The sequence below is a fragment of the Acaryochloris thomasi RCC1774 genome, from assembly GCF_003231495.1.
Lineage (GTDB): Bacteria > Cyanobacteriota > Cyanobacteriia > Thermosynechococcales > Thermosynechococcaceae > RCC1774.
In genome coordinates this window covers 26431-44301 of record NZ_PQWO01000008.1, presented here as the reverse complement: position 1 = coordinate 44301, position 17871 = coordinate 26431, and the positions used below count along the sequence as shown (strand labels likewise).

At 47.9% G+C, this 17871-nt stretch carries 13 protein-coding genes; 3 read left to right on the top strand and 10 right to left on the bottom strand.

The features are described 5' to 3' along the window. Positions 1 to 7 precede the first annotated feature (7 nt). The 8 genes from wecB to C1752_RS13740 form a co-directional block, all read right to left on the bottom strand. Positions 8 to 1162 carry a non-hydrolyzing UDP-N-acetylglucosamine 2-epimerase gene (gene wecB, locus C1752_RS13775; RefSeq protein WP_110986657.1) on the bottom strand — a complete coding sequence of 385 codons (1155 nt, stop codon included), beginning with the start codon at positions 1160 to 1162 and terminating at the stop codon, positions 8 to 10. Further along, positions 1159 to 2283, bottom strand: coding sequence for a polysaccharide biosynthesis C-terminal domain-containing protein (locus tag C1752_RS13770; RefSeq protein WP_110986656.1), 1125 nt, complete (start codon positions 2281 to 2283; stop codon positions 1159 to 1161). The genes wecB and C1752_RS13770 overlap by 4 nt, the downstream gene beginning before the upstream one ends. Further along, positions 2280 to 3299: a polysaccharide biosynthesis protein gene (locus C1752_RS13765; protein ID WP_110986655.1), complete on the bottom strand. Its 1020-nt coding sequence runs from the start codon at positions 3297 to 3299 to the stop codon at positions 2280 to 2282. Before C1752_RS13765 ends, C1752_RS13770 begins: the two co-directional genes overlap by 4 nt. A gap of 53 nt (positions 3300 to 3352) precedes the next feature. Then, positions 3353 to 4759, bottom strand: coding sequence for a hypothetical protein (locus tag C1752_RS13760; protein ID WP_110986654.1), 1407 nt, complete (start codon positions 4757 to 4759; stop codon positions 3353 to 3355). Between the two features lie 4 nt (positions 4760 to 4763). Further along, complete coding sequence (locus tag C1752_RS13755) at positions 4764 to 5981, bottom strand: hypothetical protein (protein WP_110986653.1); 1218 nt, start codon at positions 5979 to 5981, stop codon at positions 4764 to 4766. 134 nt (positions 5982 to 6115) lie between these two features. Then, complete coding sequence (locus C1752_RS13750; protein WP_110986652.1) at positions 6116 to 6865, bottom strand: sulfotransferase domain-containing protein; 750 nt, start codon at positions 6863 to 6865, stop codon at positions 6116 to 6118. Between the two features lie 72 nt (positions 6866 to 6937). Beyond that, positions 6938 to 8869 carry an ABC-F family ATP-binding cassette domain-containing protein gene (locus C1752_RS13745; RefSeq protein WP_110986651.1) on the bottom strand — a complete coding sequence of 644 codons (1932 nt, stop codon included), beginning with the start codon at positions 8867 to 8869 and terminating at the stop codon, positions 6938 to 6940. A gap of 1 nt (position 8870) precedes the next feature. Next, entirely contained in the window at positions 8871 to 9284 is a 414-nt protein-coding gene (locus tag C1752_RS13740) for a hypothetical protein (RefSeq protein ID WP_110986650.1), read from the bottom strand. 243 nt (positions 9285 to 9527) lie between these two features. Here C1752_RS13740 and C1752_RS13735 point away from each other — a divergent pair, with 243 nt between their 5' ends. Continuing rightward, a complete protein-coding gene (locus tag C1752_RS13735) occupies positions 9528 to 10625 on the top strand; it encodes an acyloxyacyl hydrolase (protein WP_110986649.1) in 1098 nt (365 codons plus the stop codon). 18 nt (positions 10626 to 10643) lie between these two features. Here the strand turns inward: C1752_RS13735 and C1752_RS13730 are convergent, their stop codons facing one another. Next, positions 10644 to 12506, bottom strand: a complete 1863-nt coding sequence (locus C1752_RS13730; protein WP_110986648.1) for a glycosyltransferase family 39 protein — start codon at positions 12504 to 12506, stop codon at positions 10644 to 10646. A 241-nt stretch (positions 12507 to 12747) separates the two neighbouring features. On the opposite strand from C1752_RS13730, the gene C1752_RS13725 reads away from it, so the two are divergent. Then, positions 12748 to 14370, top strand: coding sequence for an alpha/beta hydrolase (locus C1752_RS13725; protein WP_110986647.1), 1623 nt, complete (start codon positions 12748 to 12750; stop codon positions 14368 to 14370). A gap of 7 nt (positions 14371 to 14377) precedes the next feature. Here the strand turns inward: C1752_RS13725 and C1752_RS13720 are convergent, their stop codons facing one another. Next, a complete protein-coding gene (locus tag C1752_RS13720) occupies positions 14378 to 16210 on the bottom strand; it encodes a fatty acyl-AMP ligase (protein WP_233501596.1) in 1833 nt (610 codons plus the stop codon). A 425-nt stretch (positions 16211 to 16635) separates the two neighbouring features. Here C1752_RS13720 and C1752_RS13715 point away from each other — a divergent pair, with 425 nt between their 5' ends. Further along, positions 16636 to 17865, top strand: coding sequence for a hypothetical protein (locus C1752_RS13715; protein WP_110986646.1), 1230 nt, complete (start codon positions 16636 to 16638; stop codon positions 17863 to 17865). Positions 17866 to 17871: the final 6 nt, after the last annotated feature.

Below are 17871 nucleotides of genomic sequence, written 5' to 3'. Positions count from 1 at the left end.
AAGCTCGCTATGATTCTTGCCAGTCGTATCGGCTAAACCCGTCCATATTACGCCAATGTTGGGTCAGTTTGGCTGTCCCTGTGATCAGGCGGACGACACGCTCAGAGGTGTTGCGGATTTTGTAGGCTTCAGGAATTTCGCGTGCGGTGCCGGAAAAGGTGGTTCTAGTTGCGATCGCAACCCCAACCCCATCAATCAAAGTCTGCGCATCAAGTCCTGTGAGCGCAATCGCCCCTGTATCTAAAGCCTCGGGCCGCTCAATCGACCGGCGCATTGTCACGGCGGGGAACTCCAGAATGGAGGCCTCTTCACTAATGGTGCCGCTATCTGAGATGGCACATTTAGCGTTGAGTTGAAGATGATTATAGTCAAAAAATCCAAAGGGCTTCAAAAATCGGATCTGCTGATCATCAATTTTCAGGCCCAGCTTGTCGAGCCGATTTCGGGTTCGAGGATGCGTCGAGACCACCACGGGGAGGTCAAAATTTGAGTTCAGTGCCTGCAGAGCCTCCACCACCTTTTGCAAGTTCTCTCGACTATCGACGTTCTCTTCGCGGTGAACGCTGACGATAAAGTATTCGCCCTTTTTCAGACCCAAGGTGTCTAGAACTGAGGACTCCTGGATTTGAGTCAGATGATGTTCTAGGACTTCCCGCATGGGGGAGCCGGTGAGATAAATAAACCGATGGGGTAAACCCTCGCTCAGCAAGTGCCGACGGGCATGTTCGGTGTATACCAGGTTGAAGTCGGCGGTGTGATCGACGATTTTGCGATTAATCTCTTCCGGGACGTTGGCGTCAAAGCAGCGATTGCCTGCCTCCATGTGGTACGTGGGGATTTTCATCCGCTTCGCCATTAGAGTTGCGATCGCACTATTGGTATCCCCTAAAACCAAGACTGCATCGGGCTGCTCGGCTAGCAAGACTTCCTCTGTCTTGATTAAGATCTCACCCAGGCTCCGGCCCAGTGAAGAAGTATCAACTTTAAGAAAATGATCGGGTTGACGAACGCCCAACTCTTCAAAGAACACGTCGTTGAGTTCGTAATCGTAGTTCTGGCCAGTATGCACCAGCTTGTGATCTACCGTCTGATCCAAAGCTGCCATCACGCGGGATAGCCGAATAATCTCGGGACGGGTGCCGAGAATGGTCATTACTTTCATGACTGGCTGGGCTCCATAGGCACAGGCTCGTAGTAGGTATCAGGAGCTTCAGGATCGAAAATTTCATGACTCCAAAAAAGCGTTATTAGCTCATCGTCACCTGTGTTGGTGATGTTGTGGGTGTGCAGCGTCGGCATATCAATGTATGTCGGCTGTTCGCCAGAAACCTTAAAGGTCTCAACCTGATCATTTAAAAGGCGGCGAATACAGATGTCGGCTTGCCCCCGAACCACAAGAAAGCGCTCGACCTTATTGAAGTGATAATGATTGCCGCGAGTAATGCCTGGTTTGGTCGTGGAGAGGAAAGCCTGTCCGCCATTCTCATTTTTCACCGCTTCAAATAAAGACCCTCTGTTATCCGTATTCAGCTTCAGCCCCCGTGGGTAAAAGCTTGGGTACATAAATGAGCGGAGAGTGTTAAAAAGCTGTAGCTCAAAGCGATCGCGTAAATCTGGAATGATGTCGCGACTGTAGCTGTCATGCATTGCTGAAAGCTGATCGGCGACAGCCTTCACCGAAATCTTGTGTCCCAGTAGCCGTAGTTCACCTGTTTGCCCCTGTTTCAAAACTTTAGCAATGCGATCGCTGATATCTTGTGCATGAAGCAGCTCTAAGCGACCGTCAGCGTTCACCGTTAGCGGCTCACCTTGAACAAGCTGATGGCAAAACGTGAATACAACAGAGTTGTAGAAGGGGCGTCCACATTCGCCAAATACATGGGGAAGAACCAGCTCAGTGTACTTAGCGTCATGTTCCTCCGCCCAATCCGCCAGAATCTGATGGGCTGTTGTCTTACCCCGACCATAGGCGTTGTCTTGGTCTTTGTGCACGCTATTGGCAAAGAGTAGGTGGGGCGTTGCCTTTGCAGCCTGTAAGCCTTCAACTAAGCGCTTGGCGATGATGATATTACCCGTCTCAACTTCGGCCTCGGAGGCACGATTGACGCCTGCTAGATGAACGACTGCCGTTGCCCCCGTCAGCGCTGCGGCCAGTTTCTGATCGTCATTGAAGGCAGGACGATCCAGGGGCACTAGATGATCTTTGAAAGTCTCATTCGCCCCCAAGTGACACCGGAGGTGCCAGCCTAGTAGGCCATTGGCTCCTGTGATGACAATTTTCATGACCGATCTCCCTGCAGTGCGTCCTTAATCTCAGGCAATCGGAGGAGAATCTCTTTCAACTCGGCCTTAGAAAGCTGATGAGTATTATGAGAATGGTAATCTTCGATGTCAGCTTCCTCAACAGCGCCTTCGGTAAAGTACTTGCTGTAATTGAGATCTCGGTCGTCAATCGAGACGCGGTAATAATCTCCCATATCTTTAGAGCGCCGCAGTTCTTCTGCCGTCACAAGCGTCTCATAGAGCTTCTCCCCATGACGGATACCAATGACTTTAATGGGATTACTGGCTTCAAACAAATCTAAGAGACACTCAACGAGTTGTTGGACCGTACAGGCCGGAGCTTTCTTAATGAAGATGTCTCCCTGACTGGCATGTTCAAAGGCGAAATCAACGAGATTAATTGCATCATCTAGCGACAGCATGAAGCGGGTCATGGAGGCTTCTGTGATCGTAATCGGCTGCCCTGCTTTGATTTGCCGAATGAAGAGAGGAATTACAGAGCCTCTGGAGCACATCACGTTCCCGTATCGTACGCAGGAGAGCGTTGTGTCTCCTTCACTAAGCTGACGACTGGCAGCCTGCACGACCTTTTCCATCATTGCTTTGGTGAGGCCCATCGCATTGATTGGCATGACGGCCTTATCCGTGCTTAGGCAAACAACGCTTTTGACATCGGCTTCTAGGGCTGAGTCAATCACGTTTTGACTGCCCAAGATATTGGTTTTTACAGCCTCTAAGGGGAAGAACTCACAGGAAGGGACTTGCTTCAACGCTGCAGCATGAAAAACAAGATCGACCCCCTTCATGGCTTTGTCGACTGAGTTGCGATCTCGAATATCACCGATGAAGAACTTCAGCTCAGGTCGGCTGTAGGCAATCCGCATTTCTTCTTGCTTCGCTTCATCACGGCTCAAGATGCGGATCTCTTCGTAGCCTTGCTGTAATAGAGAGTTGACCATTGTCTTACCAAAAGAACCTGTACCTCCAGAAATGAGAACAACAGAGTTCAGAGACATAAGTTCAGATCCTTTGGAAAATCAATATTTTATCAAATAACTTTAGTGAAACCTTAAAGACTCTTTTTGAGCCTTGACGTAGGGCTGAGCCTTACTCTGTCAAAGAGAGAGGCGGTATATATGGCAGCAATATCGAAGACAAAAGAGTACAGGCAGGCTCCGAAAGAAGAATTAAGGGCGAGTATAAACTTAGATAGCAAAATTACCCAGAAAACAGGCAAAAACGACGTAGGGATAAAAGGCTTCATCTTCTGTGCAATGAGCCAGTAAGCAAAACAAAAGACAGGAATAATTAAAGCACCGAGAAATATACCAAAATCATATGAGAGTTCTCCAAACATACCTGGCGTAACTCCCGTTGAAAGGTTTTGGAGCCCAAAAACTTCTGCCCCAATTCTGACTCCTATATCTTTGTGGTTGGGGATCAGTAAAGGGGCAACCCAACCGAAGCTGTAAAAGGTTACATCCTTAGGGGAATTGATGATAAAATTGTAGATTTCTCCTAATTTCATCACATCAAACAGATAGCGACCTGATAAAATCTTCAATAATGCTAAATGCATTAACTGCGATGGTGGTAAAGACTGCGATATAGCCGTTCTCAAAGCAGTGATTGCAAGTAAGAGTAGAACTAATATGCTAATGATCGGCAGCAAAAGAAATTTTTTCTTCTTGTTGCTCTGGTCTTTTAAGAACCCTATAGATCTATTCTTGTATTCAGTAGGTTTTTTTGATCCTTCTTTGGGGCTAAAATATTCAATTAAAATAACTTCGACAATAAACATGAACAAGTAAGACCTGTTCGATATAACCAAGGAAGAAATCAGCAAAGTAGAAGCTTGTAATGCTAGGTATGGAAGCCCTAGGAAGCTGAGTTTGGGATAATTTATTCTTCCGAATAGATAAAAAATTCTTGAAAAAATAGATAGCTTGAAAAGCAGATAAATTAATATTGAGAATGAGTCATTAAATCTTTTTGCAGAGAAGTCGCTAACAAGATTACTAGGGCCAATAAGGAATAGTAGGCCAAATAAGGAGGTAAGAGAGAGGAGGCTTGTAAGAGCCATAAAGGGAAGCTTAGAGCCTGTTTCTAGATTCTTCTCTCTTGTTATAAAACTTCTTTTTACGATTCTCTTGAATTTTCCTGCAAATTTCCAGAAGAAAAAGTTAAATACTAGGAAGTACAGTGTTGTGACGCTTAATCCATAAAATATGACATATTCACCTGATGCAATAAATTCACTGATGCTGTATTCATAAAGAAGAGAGGCAAGGTTTTGACTTAAGTCATGAAAAACTAAAGACTTAATAATTATTCCAAAAACAAAGAATGCATAAAAAATAATGTATAAGATTCTTAGGTCAGTATCTTTTTTGAATTGCTTGAGTTGGTAAGCCGAATACAATCCAGTTGTACATATACTTATCGCAACGCAGAGGTATAGATCTATTTTATTCATTTCTTTATAAAAATATTGAGTTTTTCTTTCCGCCCTTTTGCAACCACTTTTGTAGGATGAAAACGGACAAAAACCATGCTATGGAGCACAGCATGATACTGACCTCTGACCACAAGATATTAGATTTGATAAAATGCTGAAAGGTTGCTGCTGAAATGATGATAGAAACTAGCATCAATAGCCCTTGAAGTAGGTTTATCTTAATGTTTTCTTCTTGATAGACAAGAAAAGTTCCAGCACGTTGTGTAAAGACTGAGACAAGGGTAATTCCTAAGATGTTGTGGCCGTCAATTACAAAATATCTTTCAAGAGCTGGGAAAGACGGAGTGAACTGCGAAATAGAGAGCATAATCGCTAGTATTCCAAATAAAGAAGCGAAAAAGAACTGGCTGCTCGAGAAAATTTTCTTCCCTAAACTTACATGCTTTTTAGGTTTGACATACTTATATAGACTGGAGAAGCAAATGCTTGCACAGGCAATGGAAACGGTCTGAGACCAAGATGCAGTATTTAAGGTCTCGGCAGGAATATCTGCCAGTCCTAAAATCCATCTATCTGTAGATGTCCAAGACGCCATACAGATTGAGATAAAGAGCTGAGTCATGACTATCTTAGTGCTTTTGTTCTCTTTATCGATGGATTCCCCTATCTCTCGTTCATAGATGCTTTCCTGTTTAAGAAAAAAATGATAGTAGGCATAGAGTGTTATCGACGTTGCTGTTAATGCGATGACTGGGCGGCCGATACTGAATGCTTCTCCCATCATGGTCGACGTAAGAGCCGTGATGGCTATTGCAAAGGTGACGAGTCTCAACAAATATACGTGGATTGTTTTTAGGGGGCCTTGTAAATCGCGTCGTAGCGATGACATTAAGGAAAGCTTGGTTGCAATGGCAGACAGGCTTAATGAGAAAAGATAGCATGCAGTTCCCATGCTCAATGCATAGATGACATTGCTAGAACGAATGTAGAAGTATGCTGTGATAGCTACAACGATTAGAAATTCTACCTTTCTAATGAAAGAAAAGCTGCCAGAAAATGATTTGAGTTTAGAGATGTATTGAGTATTTGTTTTAATGCTGGAAAGAGGGGAGGCAAAAGACAGAAGTAAAAAATAATTACTTGTTTCACTACTGGTACACAGCATATCTGTAATAAATGATATGCCGAAGGCAGAAAAGAAACTTGCAATACTGCTAATAAATAAGAAAAAAAGCCTCATGTCACCTGAGTAGACTGAAAGTTCTTTATGCGAATGTTTTTTTGAAGAAGATATCAATGGGGGAGATGAGTATGGAAAGATGATGTGGATGAAAGTCCTCTGCTTTCCTCAAAATATATATGGATTCTATCTCCCTAATCATATTGAAAAATTTCCATTATGGAGGAAAAGTTCTTTCTGATTTTATTGTTGTCTTGTTTTAGAAGAATGTCCTGCCAGCCATTGACCTTTCCTGATCGAACAAAGTTAACTTTTCCCTGAGAAGAGTCGTTCTTCTTCTTGATTTTTTTGATGTTGTACTTCTCTATCGATCCCGAGAGCTTCTGTTGGTCTATATCTTGAAAGCCTAGTGACTCTAAGATTTGGGAGAAGGTTTCTAGAGGTGAATGTCTCAGATCTTCGTATTTGAAAATGGGAATGCCGCTCTTGATTTTTATGTTATAGAAATGATCCCATCTAAACCCAGGCTTGATGGGGCCATCTAGCATGTAGTCAATGAAAGTAGGTATGTTTGCGGCTATATCTGAATAATCGTCGAAGTTGAATCGTTTCTTAGATAAGGAAACAATCCGTGCATTAAATGGATTGTCTGCAAAGATGAAAAATGAGTGATAGTAGAAAGAAATAATAACGTCTCTTGGATCTCGGATGATCACGACTTCCTTTAACGCTGAAGGAATTTGGAGCTTGTGATACTTCACTATCGCGGCACCATATTTTGGAATGATGTTGTCATCAAATCTATAGCCTAGATAGTTAGAGATAACCTTACCAGTCCATGTGCCTCCAGACTTAGGAAACTCATTAATAGCGACCGTATCAAACAAAAAGGGATTAATATGCTGAAATATATACCTGGCAGCGCTTCTGAAAAGATATGTCATGTTGCTGTTGTGATGAACTAAATTGTGATGCGTTCCCTAAAAAACTGCAAACTCTAAGGGAAGATCACTAGATTAAACCTCTTCTAGTTCTGCAAGCTCTATCCATCTTTGAGTATGATTCTCAATCTTTTTAGATAGGTTTGCTAACTGTTCTGAGAGTTGCTGTACCTGATCAAATTCGCTAGGGGGTTCACGGTATAGCGTCTGTTCTAACTTGACCTTCTCGGCTTCCAGTTCAGGGATGCTGACTTCTAACTTTTCTAGTTCGCGCCGCTCGTAATTGGAGAGCCGTCGCTGATTAGAGGTGGATTTTGGCTTGGTCTCAACGGCATTTTTTTGGGTTTTGTTAGAGGCCTGTTCTTTATCAGAAGCTTTATCTCTTGCTTTTTCTACTTTTCGGTAGTCTAAATAAACTGAGTAGTTGCCTGGATACTGGCGAAGCTTTCCACCGGGTTCAAGGGCGAAAATGAAGTCAACGGTGCGGTCTAAAAAGTAGCGATCGTGAGAGACGGCAATGACGCAGCCATTAAAGCTCTCTAAGTAGTCTTCCAAAATAGCGAGGGTCTGCACGTCAAGATCGTTAGTGGGTTCATCCAAAATCAACATGTTGGGAGCGCCCATTAATATTCGCAGTAAAAATAACCGTCGCTTCTCGCCACCAGAGAGCTTGTTGATGGGGGCATACTGCTGGTTCCCGGGGAAGAGGAATCTTTCCAGCATTTGAGAGGCGCTGATTTGGCTGCCGTCAGCCGTCTTAACAATCTCTCCGACTTCTTTGATGTAGTCAATGACACGCTGATCTTGGTTGAGAGCGGAGAGCAAATCATCAGAATGCTGGTCGAAGTAGCCAATGTGGATTGTGCTGCCCAGGTCTACAGTGCCTGAATCAGGCTCAATTTTGCCGGTGATTAAATTCATGAGTGTAGACTTTCCGGCCCCGTTGCCGCCGATGATGCCGATCCGATCTGTGGGGCTAAATTCGTAGGTGAAGTCTTGAATCAGAGTTCGACCGTCGTAGGCTTTGCAAACCCCCGTTAGTTCTGCAACTTTTTTACCAATCCGTCGCCCTGGGGTGTCAATTTCAACTTTGCCTTGAGTCTGCTTGAAGGTTTTTTCTTGCATGCCCTGGATCCGATCAATGCGGGCTTGCTGTTTGGTGCTGCGAGCTTTGGGACCGCGCTTGAGCCACTCCAGCTCTCGTCTTAATACGCCTTGGTGCTTGCGCTCTTGTTTGGCTGCTACGTCTTCGGCCAGCGCCTTTTTCTCTAGATAGTAGGAGTAGTTCCCGGCATAGGTATAGAGATCACCGCGATCGATTTCAAAGATTTTATTGGTGACCTGATCGAGGAAGTAGCGATCGTGGGTAATTAGCAGCAATGCCCCTCGGAACTGTGAGAGGTAGTTCTGTAGCCATTCAACGGACTCTGCGTCTAAATGGTTGGTGGGCTCATCCATCAACAAAAGTTCAGGGTCTGAGATCAGGGCGGTGGCAAGGGCAATGCGCTTGCGGTAGCCGCCGGATAGGTCGCCAACGCGGGCCTCAAAGTCTGTGATACCGAGCTTGCTGAGGATGATTTTGGCTTTTGTCTCTAGGTCCCAGGCTCCTGCCGTTTCCATTTGCTCGGAGACGGTGGCCAGACGGGCCATCAAGTGTTCTAGCTCTCGACCCTCAGTAAGAGCCATGCGGTGAGACAGGTCTTCATAGGTGCGCACTAACCGCATGGCGTCACTGCTGTCGGCAAAGACCTGATCGAGAACGGTGCTGTCTTCGTTAACGTTGGGCTGTTGGGGTAAATAGACTAATTTAGAGCCTGGTTTAACCCATCGCTGCCCGCGATCAATGGACTCAAGGCCCGCAATCATTTTTAGCAGCGTAGATTTACCGGAGCCGTTGACGCCGATTAGGCCCACTTTGTCTTGGGCTTCGATGTTAAAGGTGGCATCTCGAAGAATTTCTTTGATGCCAAAGTCTTTGGCAATAGACTGGAGGGTGATCAGACTCATATCAGGATTTATCTTGAGCTGGTTTGTCAGCTTCGGCTTCTATTTCTTCAATGGCCTGGATGACGAGTCGCTTTGCCTGGAGTCGCCAGCCCCATTTCTGCAGATTGAAGGCGATGGGAACGCAGATTGCAGGTCCCATGAAGTCGAGGGGCTGACGGAAGGAGATTCCAAACAAAAGGCCTAAGCCGGCAATGCCCCAAAAGGGTAGGGCGACGGCCTGACGCTGCTCTTCGATCAGTTTACCGAAGAAGTTATTGGGCATCTCGGCGATCAGGTCTTCTTTGACTTTCGTGCGCTCGGCGGTTTGGACAGAGATACCAATTTTTTGCCGCAGCTTTTGCCGCTTGCGGGCGTCGGTGCTGTATTGAGTTAGCTCATCCTCGGCGATGAGGACGAGACGTTCGAGTTGTCCCATGTTGCGATCGCATCTCAAATCAATTGAAGAAGGCCACGGCCCTCTCTCAAGAGTATACGTTCCCATTGAATGTAAGCGGAGCAGCACGGGTTTCCCTTAGCTAAAAATGCTCAAATGTTTTGGACTTGGTTTCCCTTCAAGACGCATGAACCCCGTTTCATGCTAAATTTGACCACAATTTCTCACTGACCCAATCTAAAACGCACACTTACTGTCTTATCCATCGTCTCTAACCGATGTCCTATGCAAAATCTGGATCAAAATCAGCTCCTTTGGCAACGATGGGCTGTCGTTCCAAGCTCTTTGCTGTGGATTGTTGTCCTTAGCCTAGGTGCTGTTCTCTCCCCATTGCTGCAGATACAGGCTCTTGCGAATGATCTGGATGCAGCGCTAGGGATAGATGTTTCAGAAATAGAAGGTGAGGAACAGGTTTCTGCTGATGCACCCTTAGCGCCAGAATTAAATCTGCCCCCGCTAGAGCAATCGCTGATAACTATTGATCCCCAGGGGCCTGATCACGGCTCTGCCGCGACATCTAGCGTTACTCTGTTGGATGCGTCCCGTCAAAGTGCCGTAGAAACACCACAGACTTCTTCTGCGTCTGAAACAACTGGTCCTGATCCCGTCGTCTCTACGACTGAACAATCAACAGCAGAAGATCTGAAGACGCAGCAGACTCATCTGGGTAATTCCTTTGGACTCTTTTCTCAAGCGGCCCCAGCGCTGGAAGGGGAAACTGTTGAGCCAAGTGATCTCACTCTTGAAGCGTCTCCAGAGGTCGAGGAGGCTCCAGATGTAGAGGAAGCTTTAGAGGTTGAAGAGGCTCCAGAAGCTGAGGAAAGTTCTGAAGAACGAGAGTACGTTTTCGGCAGAAACGGGCAAGGACGCTGGTTTATTCAAGCCGGGATTGGGATTCCCTACAACCCAGATGAGTCAAATTTTTATGGACTGGCCGGAGCTGGCATTACTCACTTTTTTGCCAGTGGTCACAGTATCAATGTCTCTTTAAACACGCTCGCCTTTAGTCAAGAGGGGAGTGACTCTATCGGCATCAATCTTGATGTGATTGCCCGATGGCACTTTCTCCGTAAAAAGACCTGGTCTCTCTTCGTCGATGGTGGAGTGGGTATCTTGAATACGACTAGCCGCGTGCCTTTGATTGGCGGAAGCCGCTTTAATTTCACGCCTCAGGTCGGGGGTGGCGCTTCGCTTCGCATTGCCGAGAAAACGAGACTGTTGATGGGGATCCGTTGGCACCATATTTCTAATGCCAATTTGTTTGAACCCAACGATGGCCAAGATGCCGTCTTTGGTTGGGTGGGGCTTGATCTACCGCGCTAAATGATCAAAGCGGACCTCTCAGGAATCCTTTCCAGGAATACACCGCTCGGCCGGCTTCACTGACCATAGTGACAAAGCGATTTCGCTGGGAATGAGCAGCTTCGGTTTGTAGATCGGTGCTGCTTCAAGACTGTTGCTTTCTTGGAGCTGTACCTGCAGTGCTGGAGATGGATTAAAGATGTAGAGCGATTGAGCTTTAGCTTTGCAGGCGTTGGACAATAGAGATAGATTCTCCGTCAGTGGCTGGACTTGAGTATTGGATTCGAGAGAATGGCTTAGAGAAATAAGGTCCAGGGTTGCCTGTGGCTCTGCTAATAGGGGCGACTCAACCCCGCGCAAAATTTTGGCGATGGGAATGTTGTGCCGGTTACGACTCTTTTGATAGATAGGAGATTTTTCTAAGTTCAGCGTGCAGGAAAAAAGACCCACCCCGATCACAAAAGCCATCACTCCTGTCCATCGCTGTGATCGACTGATCAACTGAGGTGACTTCTCGAAAATCTTGCAGGCGAACAAATAGGCCACCGCTAGCTGAATGGCCATCATCAACGGAACCATGTAGCGGGGATTGGCCGAAGACTGTCCGCTTTGCACTAGGTCAATCAGCATGAGCGACAGCGGTGTTGTCAGGCCCAGCGTTAATGGGAATAGCCAAAGCTTAGAGTTTGCAGAAGACTGGATAAATCGGATGGCATAAATCACTAAGGCAAAAATAAAGAGGGCCACAACTAAGCCCCCTGTCGCAACAGGATCGAGGGCTGCAACCTGTGAGCGGCTAGAGATGACTCTGAGACCGATGTACAAGAGGCCGGAGACGACCGGCAAACCTATTATCAACAGCCCTATCTGCTGTGTTGTTTTGATTTGGGGCTTGATGATTAAGAACAGTACCCACGTCAGCACCAGTAAGAGCAAAACAATGCCCAATGTTTTAACTGGGTCAATGGTGGTGGGAAAGGGTAGATCGCCAAAGGTTAGCAAGATTGGGGCTATCCAAATAGCGACCATTGAAGATAGCTCCATCGGCATGCGCATCCAGCCGGTGTTGTCTTCAATGGTCTTGACGCTGGTGATGATAATGATCAGCCAGGGTGTAAAGAAAAGGCTCGCTATGCCAACTGCCGCTAGGTATTTGGTCTGTATAGACCGGGATTTTTCTAGAGCAAGCAGATAGAGGCTTTGCCCAATCGTGATGAACAGTGAAAGAAGGGAGGTGTAAAAGCTGAAGGTGGTTGCGATCGCAACCCAAACCCAACTCCGCATCGTATTCAGTCGCCTAGCTCGCAAGCAGGCAATGCTAGAGAGCAAAATCGTGGCGGTCCATAAGCTATAGGGACGGGCCTCCTGGGCATAGGCAACGTAAAAAGGAGAAACGCTGAGCAGCATCACCAAAATCCAGCCCGGCCTTGGATCTCTAAACAGCTCTAGACCTAGCCAATAAACGCAGGGCAGCGCTAAGAGGCTAATAAAAGCGGAAAGGCTGCGAACGGCGAGGACCGAACTACCAAACATCTGGGTCCAAAGTCGGGCTAGTAGGTAATAAAGAGGAGCCTGCTCTGGGCTTTTTTTAAGGGCTGCGAAGGTCTCTTGCCAGGGAGTATCAGCCTGCAGCGTTTGATACTCTAAGAGGCTCTGGGCCGTGACCGCGCCCCGGCTCACAAACTGCTGCTCAACTTCGCTTTTCGTGTGTCCTGCTACCCGAATTGAAGTAGAGACCTCATCAAACCAGTACACTTTGTGATCAAGGTTGGCGAACCGAAAGCAGATACCGATTGCTAATAAGGCAATCACGGCGAATCGCCAAGCACGGCTCATCGATGTATAAAAGTTGCGATCGTCTTCGGTGGAATGGTTGCGATCGCCGCTTAAGTTAGAGGCCATGCTGCGTACTGCGAGAAGTAGAAGAACTCAAACGGCCCCTTCCTGATACTGGATGCGCTCGCTCTATCTTATGCAATTTCGTCTCTGTATTACTGGGGTGCCTGTCTCTTGAAATATCTTTCTTCTTCAGGGCACATTTATTAAGATAGACCCGTCATGGTTTGGGATCAAAAGCCTCAACTCTGGTTGTCCTAGCCTTTCTTCTAAACCGATCTCTGCTGCATTTGCTCGATTCCGATCTATGAGTCATCGAAAAAGCTGGTTATTCAGTCTTTTGTTTGGCAGTCTGGCTGCCCTAGCGACAGCCCTACCCGCTTGGTCTGCAGAACAGGTCTATTTTAAGTTCGGCTCTCTGGAACTGCCGCTATCGGTTCCGGCATTGGCAATGTGGGCCGAAACGGGAGCAGCGGAGCCTGATCTGGACACCTACCTTAGTTTGCTCACCTCTCAACAGAGAGCGCAGCTACGAGAACTGCTGCAAACCCGCTACGACGAAAACTATTTCAACCTTTCCTATATGGCTTACACCTCCATTGGTGAGCGCTTCTTGAAGAATGTGGGGCAGCTTGTGCGGACCCGTGATAAAGGGAATGGGTTCGAGGAGCTGCAGACGGCCTTCGTCAATGCGTCAAAGGCGGACGAGGGCATCTCTTTCATCAGCATGCTGCAGCAATATCCCGAAGATATCGAGATTGATGTGGCCCAAATTCTAGGTCTAGCTCAACGCGCTAAAGGCTTAGTTTCAGAAACGGATGCGTTCATGGCTAAACTGGCTGAGGTTGCCACCGCCGCCGCCCAAGAGCAGTCTCTAGACGGGCAAAAGGCTCAACTGCAGGCGGGCCAATCCTTGACGGCATCTGCTCAGCAGCCTGATTTGCGCCAAAAGGGTTCTTTGAAGACGGTTCTACAACCGCTGCAGGTTCAGGGAAGTGATCTTAAGTTTGATCTGTACCATCCGCAGCAGCTCTCGAGATCAATGCCCGTCGTTGTTATTACGGCTGGGTTTGGGGCTGAGCAAGATTTCTTTGAAGATCTGGCGCACCATTTAGCTTCCTATGGCTTTGCTGTGGTGGTGCCTGTACATGCGGGCAGTAACAAGCCAAGGCGTCAGGCTTTCTTTGCCGGTCAGCATCAGGAACTGTTCCCAGTGACGGAGTATATTAAGCGCCCTCAAGAAGTGACGGCGGTACTAGACGATCTAGAACGGCGCAACGCGGGGCAGTTTCAAAATCAGCTCAACCTTGAAGATGTGGGCGTATTTGGCCACTCCTTTGGTGGACCGACGGCACTTTCGCTGGGGGGAGCGGAACTCAATTTTGAGCAGCTTCAGCAGACCTGTGAGCAGATGGATTTGCTCAATATCTCGCTCTACTACCAGTGCTATGCCCTTGAATTGCCACCGCAATCGACTCAGCTCCGCGATCGCAGGGTCAAAGCGCTATTCCTGCTCGGCCCCTTCAGCAGCTCTTTGTTTGGTCCTGAGGAAATGAGCAAACTCGATTTGCCGATTCTGTGGGAGGCCACGGATATTGACCTACCGGCCCCGCTGCTGCTGGAGCAGATGCCGACGTTTAAGGGCCTCACGACCCCGGATCGCTACTTGGCCGTGTCTGAGGGATTGCCCCATGCCCACATTACCTTTGAAGTGATCAGCGGACTGGTAAAAGAGGATGAGGTGGAACGTTTAGAAGAGCTGTCAATGACCTATCAAAAGGCGCTGACGGTGGCGTTTTTCAAAACCCACGTTGCTGAAGACGAGGCGTTCCGGCCCTATTTGCAGTCGTCCTATGCGCAGTCGATTAGCGAAGCGCCCTATTCGCTCCATTTTCTAGATGCTGAGGCTAGCGAAAAACTCTTTGAATAAGCTCAAGCTACGGCCACTGCGCCTGAGCGATGTAGCGTTTGAGGTGGTTGAGGGGATTGAAATAGTAGCGCATCAGACCTGGAATATCTGTGGGCATTTGGGGCGGCGAGCGCCATTCGTCGATGACTTTGAGAGTGCCGTCGAGAAACTGCTGACGGCATGCGCTTCGCTGAATTTTGCCGCTGGGGGTTTTAGGCAGGCCACCGGGGTTGATCAGGGCGAGGGCGTGAACATCTACGAAGTGCTCTTCAAAGGCGACCCAGTGAATCTTATGGGCGATGTCTTTGGCTTTGAGAGATCGACGCTGGGACCGCTGGACTTCTTGGGCAATCACTAGGCGCTCTTGGCCTTCTACGGGAATGGAAAAGGCGGCGCAGTCGGGGCTAAAGCCGGGATGACAAGTGCTGACGGTGTGTTCGATGTGGTGTGGGTAGTGGTTGAGTCCCCAGAAGACTAAAACATCGTGTAGGCGTCCGGTGATGAACAGATGACCGTCTAGCATAAAGCCTAAATCGCCGGTCCTGAGGAAGGGGCCTTCGCCGGTTTCTAGGCGTGCCTGAAAGGTCCGCTCGGTTAGATCCGGCTGTTGCCAGTAGCCTTGACCGAGACCGGCGCTAGAGAACCAGATTTCGCCAACCTGATCGGGGGGACAGCGGGTAAGTGTGTTGGGATTTGCGATCGCAACCTTTCCGTCTAACCAAGGTCGCCCACAGCTCACGAGTGCCCGCGCCCGCTTCTGCTGCGGACTCGCCACCGCTACCTGATTCTTTTCTAACGCCTCTGCCTGAACATATTGCACCTGAGGCAGTTCCGCCTTTTCGCCTCCGGTAATGAACAGCGTCGCCTCCGCCATTCCGTAACAGGAGTAGAATGCCCGTCGCTGAAAGCCGCAGCGCTCAAACTTAGCGGCAAAGCGATCCATCGTCTCCACCTTGACTGCTTCAGCGCCAGAGAATGCGACTTGCCAACGGCTGAGGTCTAAATCATCAAGCTGCTCATCCTTGACCTGCTTGCACAGCAGATCGTAGGCAAAATTAGGTCCACCGCTGGTGGTGGCTCCGTAGTGAGAAATGGCCCGCAGCCAGCGAATTGGCTTTTGAATGAAATCAATGGGCGACATCAGAATGCAGGAGGTGCCCAGGTACAGCGCCTGCAGCGCGTTACCGATCAGCCCCATGTCGTGAAACAGCGGCAGCCAACCGACGCCGATGGACTGGTCTGAATGGCCGAATGCCTGCTGTAAAACCTGCTGATTGTAGAGCAGGCAGCGATGGTCAATCATCACCCCTTTAGGTGTGCCGGTGGAGCCGGAGGTGTACTGCAAGAACGCCAGGGTGTCACCGTTAATATCTGGGGTTTTCCAGTCTGTAGCCTCTGCGATCGGTAGGGCGCTGGGGGTGATCCACTGAAGCTGCATCTGAGAGGCGGGTATCTCAGGGTCTGAGAGCTGACGCTTGAGCTTATTGCCTAGAGACTGGGTGCTGAGAACTGCTTTTGCCTTTGCTGTCTCTAGACGCGCACTGAGGTCGTTGAGGGTATAGCGGCTGCGTGGGGGATGACTGGGGACAGCTACGATGCCTGCATAGAGGCACCCGAGAAAAGCGGTGATAAATTCGATGCCCGATTCGTAGGGATAGACTAATAGCGCCCGCTCACCAAGGGAAATCTGGGTGGTTAGATGAGTTGCGATCGCACGTGCCTGCTGGTCAAGCTCGCCGTAGGTAATGCGACGATCTTCTTTCTCTCCGTTCTTGAGGGCAATATAGGCAACCTGAGCCGGTTGTCGCTGTGCTTGATCACGCAGTAGCTCAACAAAGTTCGACGGTTGGGTCATCTGCATGAGTGCGGCGTCCAGTGGAGAACAGCGATAGGGGGCTTTGAGTCATAAGCATCTTACCTAGCAAGAAATCTAATTGTCACCTACAAGAGACCATATTTTCTCTCTGAAACGGCAAATCGTTCGCTCTATCCGAAGACTGGTAAATAGAGCGAGTAAAACCGATGGTGATGCTCCTTTAACTTGCTGGCTGCAGCTAACCGTTTTATCTGTAGACAAACGCTGCTGTAGGATGCAAAGGATAATTTTCTCCTCAACGGGATTCAAGAATCCAGCCTGTCAAAATCTGTGTCTAGTCAGCAGAAAAAGCTGTGGTAGAGGTAAAAGCAAGCTAGCAGCAGGGGCATCCTCAATATAGACGTTAGCGACAGGATGTCTGACTCGAATCAGGATCTAGAAATAGTGATGAATAATTGAAAAACTTACAAATGTACAAATATAAAGCCTCTTTTTTCTTCGCAACAAGTCTGATTCTACTGGGCTTATTTGATGGTTTGTGCACTACTAAGACAGCTGTATCCCAGGACTTTTTTGATTTCCCACCACAGGAAGAAGAGGTTGAGTCACCTGCAGAACAGCGCTTAAATAAGATCCTCGAAAAGCAGCGACAGCTTGAGGCTGAATATAATTTGCTTCAGCAACAGATTGAGCTTACAAGGCTTAAGGGAACCGTTATTGCACCGACAACGAGTGCCACTGAGCCACTCGACTCCAGCGATACCAGTGTTCAGCAGGGTAGCTTTCAGACGGTAGAGTCTAGAATTCTGGCCTATGAGGCGATGAACAAGGTAGCTGGATCAATCTCGAAAGACATTAGCGACATTGAAGGGATCAATTCTTTAATTATCTACGATCAAGAAATCTTCTCCGATCTGACCGCCTACCGTCTCTTGAAGGTCAAACTCAGAGAATTCAAGCAAAGGTATGCTGACCTTGGAATTATTTTCCGTTCTTCTCGTCCAGGAACAAGGGGCTCGAGAGGGATTACAGATCTATCGTCTTTAGCGCTACCGACAACCTTTACCCGCTCTGTCCTAGAGTTTGTGGCTCTCTTCCGCAGCAAAGATCAAATTACCTTTGAGCCTGACTTTGAACTCAATCCGAACGCCTTTATCTCTGCGGTGGCGTCGCATATTCAAAAAAAAGATATTCCCGTCAAGGTCTATAACCCTAGCTTCTATTTGACCAGCCTAGATAGCCTTGACGAATCTAGTTTAGAGGGCCTTGTGGGATCTGAGCTTGCGGATCTGATGCGCTTGAGATCTAAAGCCGCTTCAGAATATGCGGACTCCACGCTGCTAGATCTCAATGATGAGGTTGATGCTTTTCTAGACGCTCTCCTTGTGCCGCTTGGTCAAGAAGATCCGTTTGGGAACCCACCGTTGCTGGCGATTATTCAGGCTAATAAGCTAGAAAAAATCCTTGACGATCAAGGGGCGCATGTTTTGCACTTAGATATTGACGTTGCAGGGGGTAGCCATCGAACGCGGCAGTCCCTCTTTACCACAATGTTTTCGGGCAAACGCATCAGTTTCTCGGGCGGTTCTGTTGTCAATTACAGCCTGTTCGCCCGCGATGGATCGCTGAAGAGATCTGGCTTTTTCTACTACAACACTGGCTATAAAAGCATGAGCGGTAAGAGAACGAATATTGACTAGCGACAG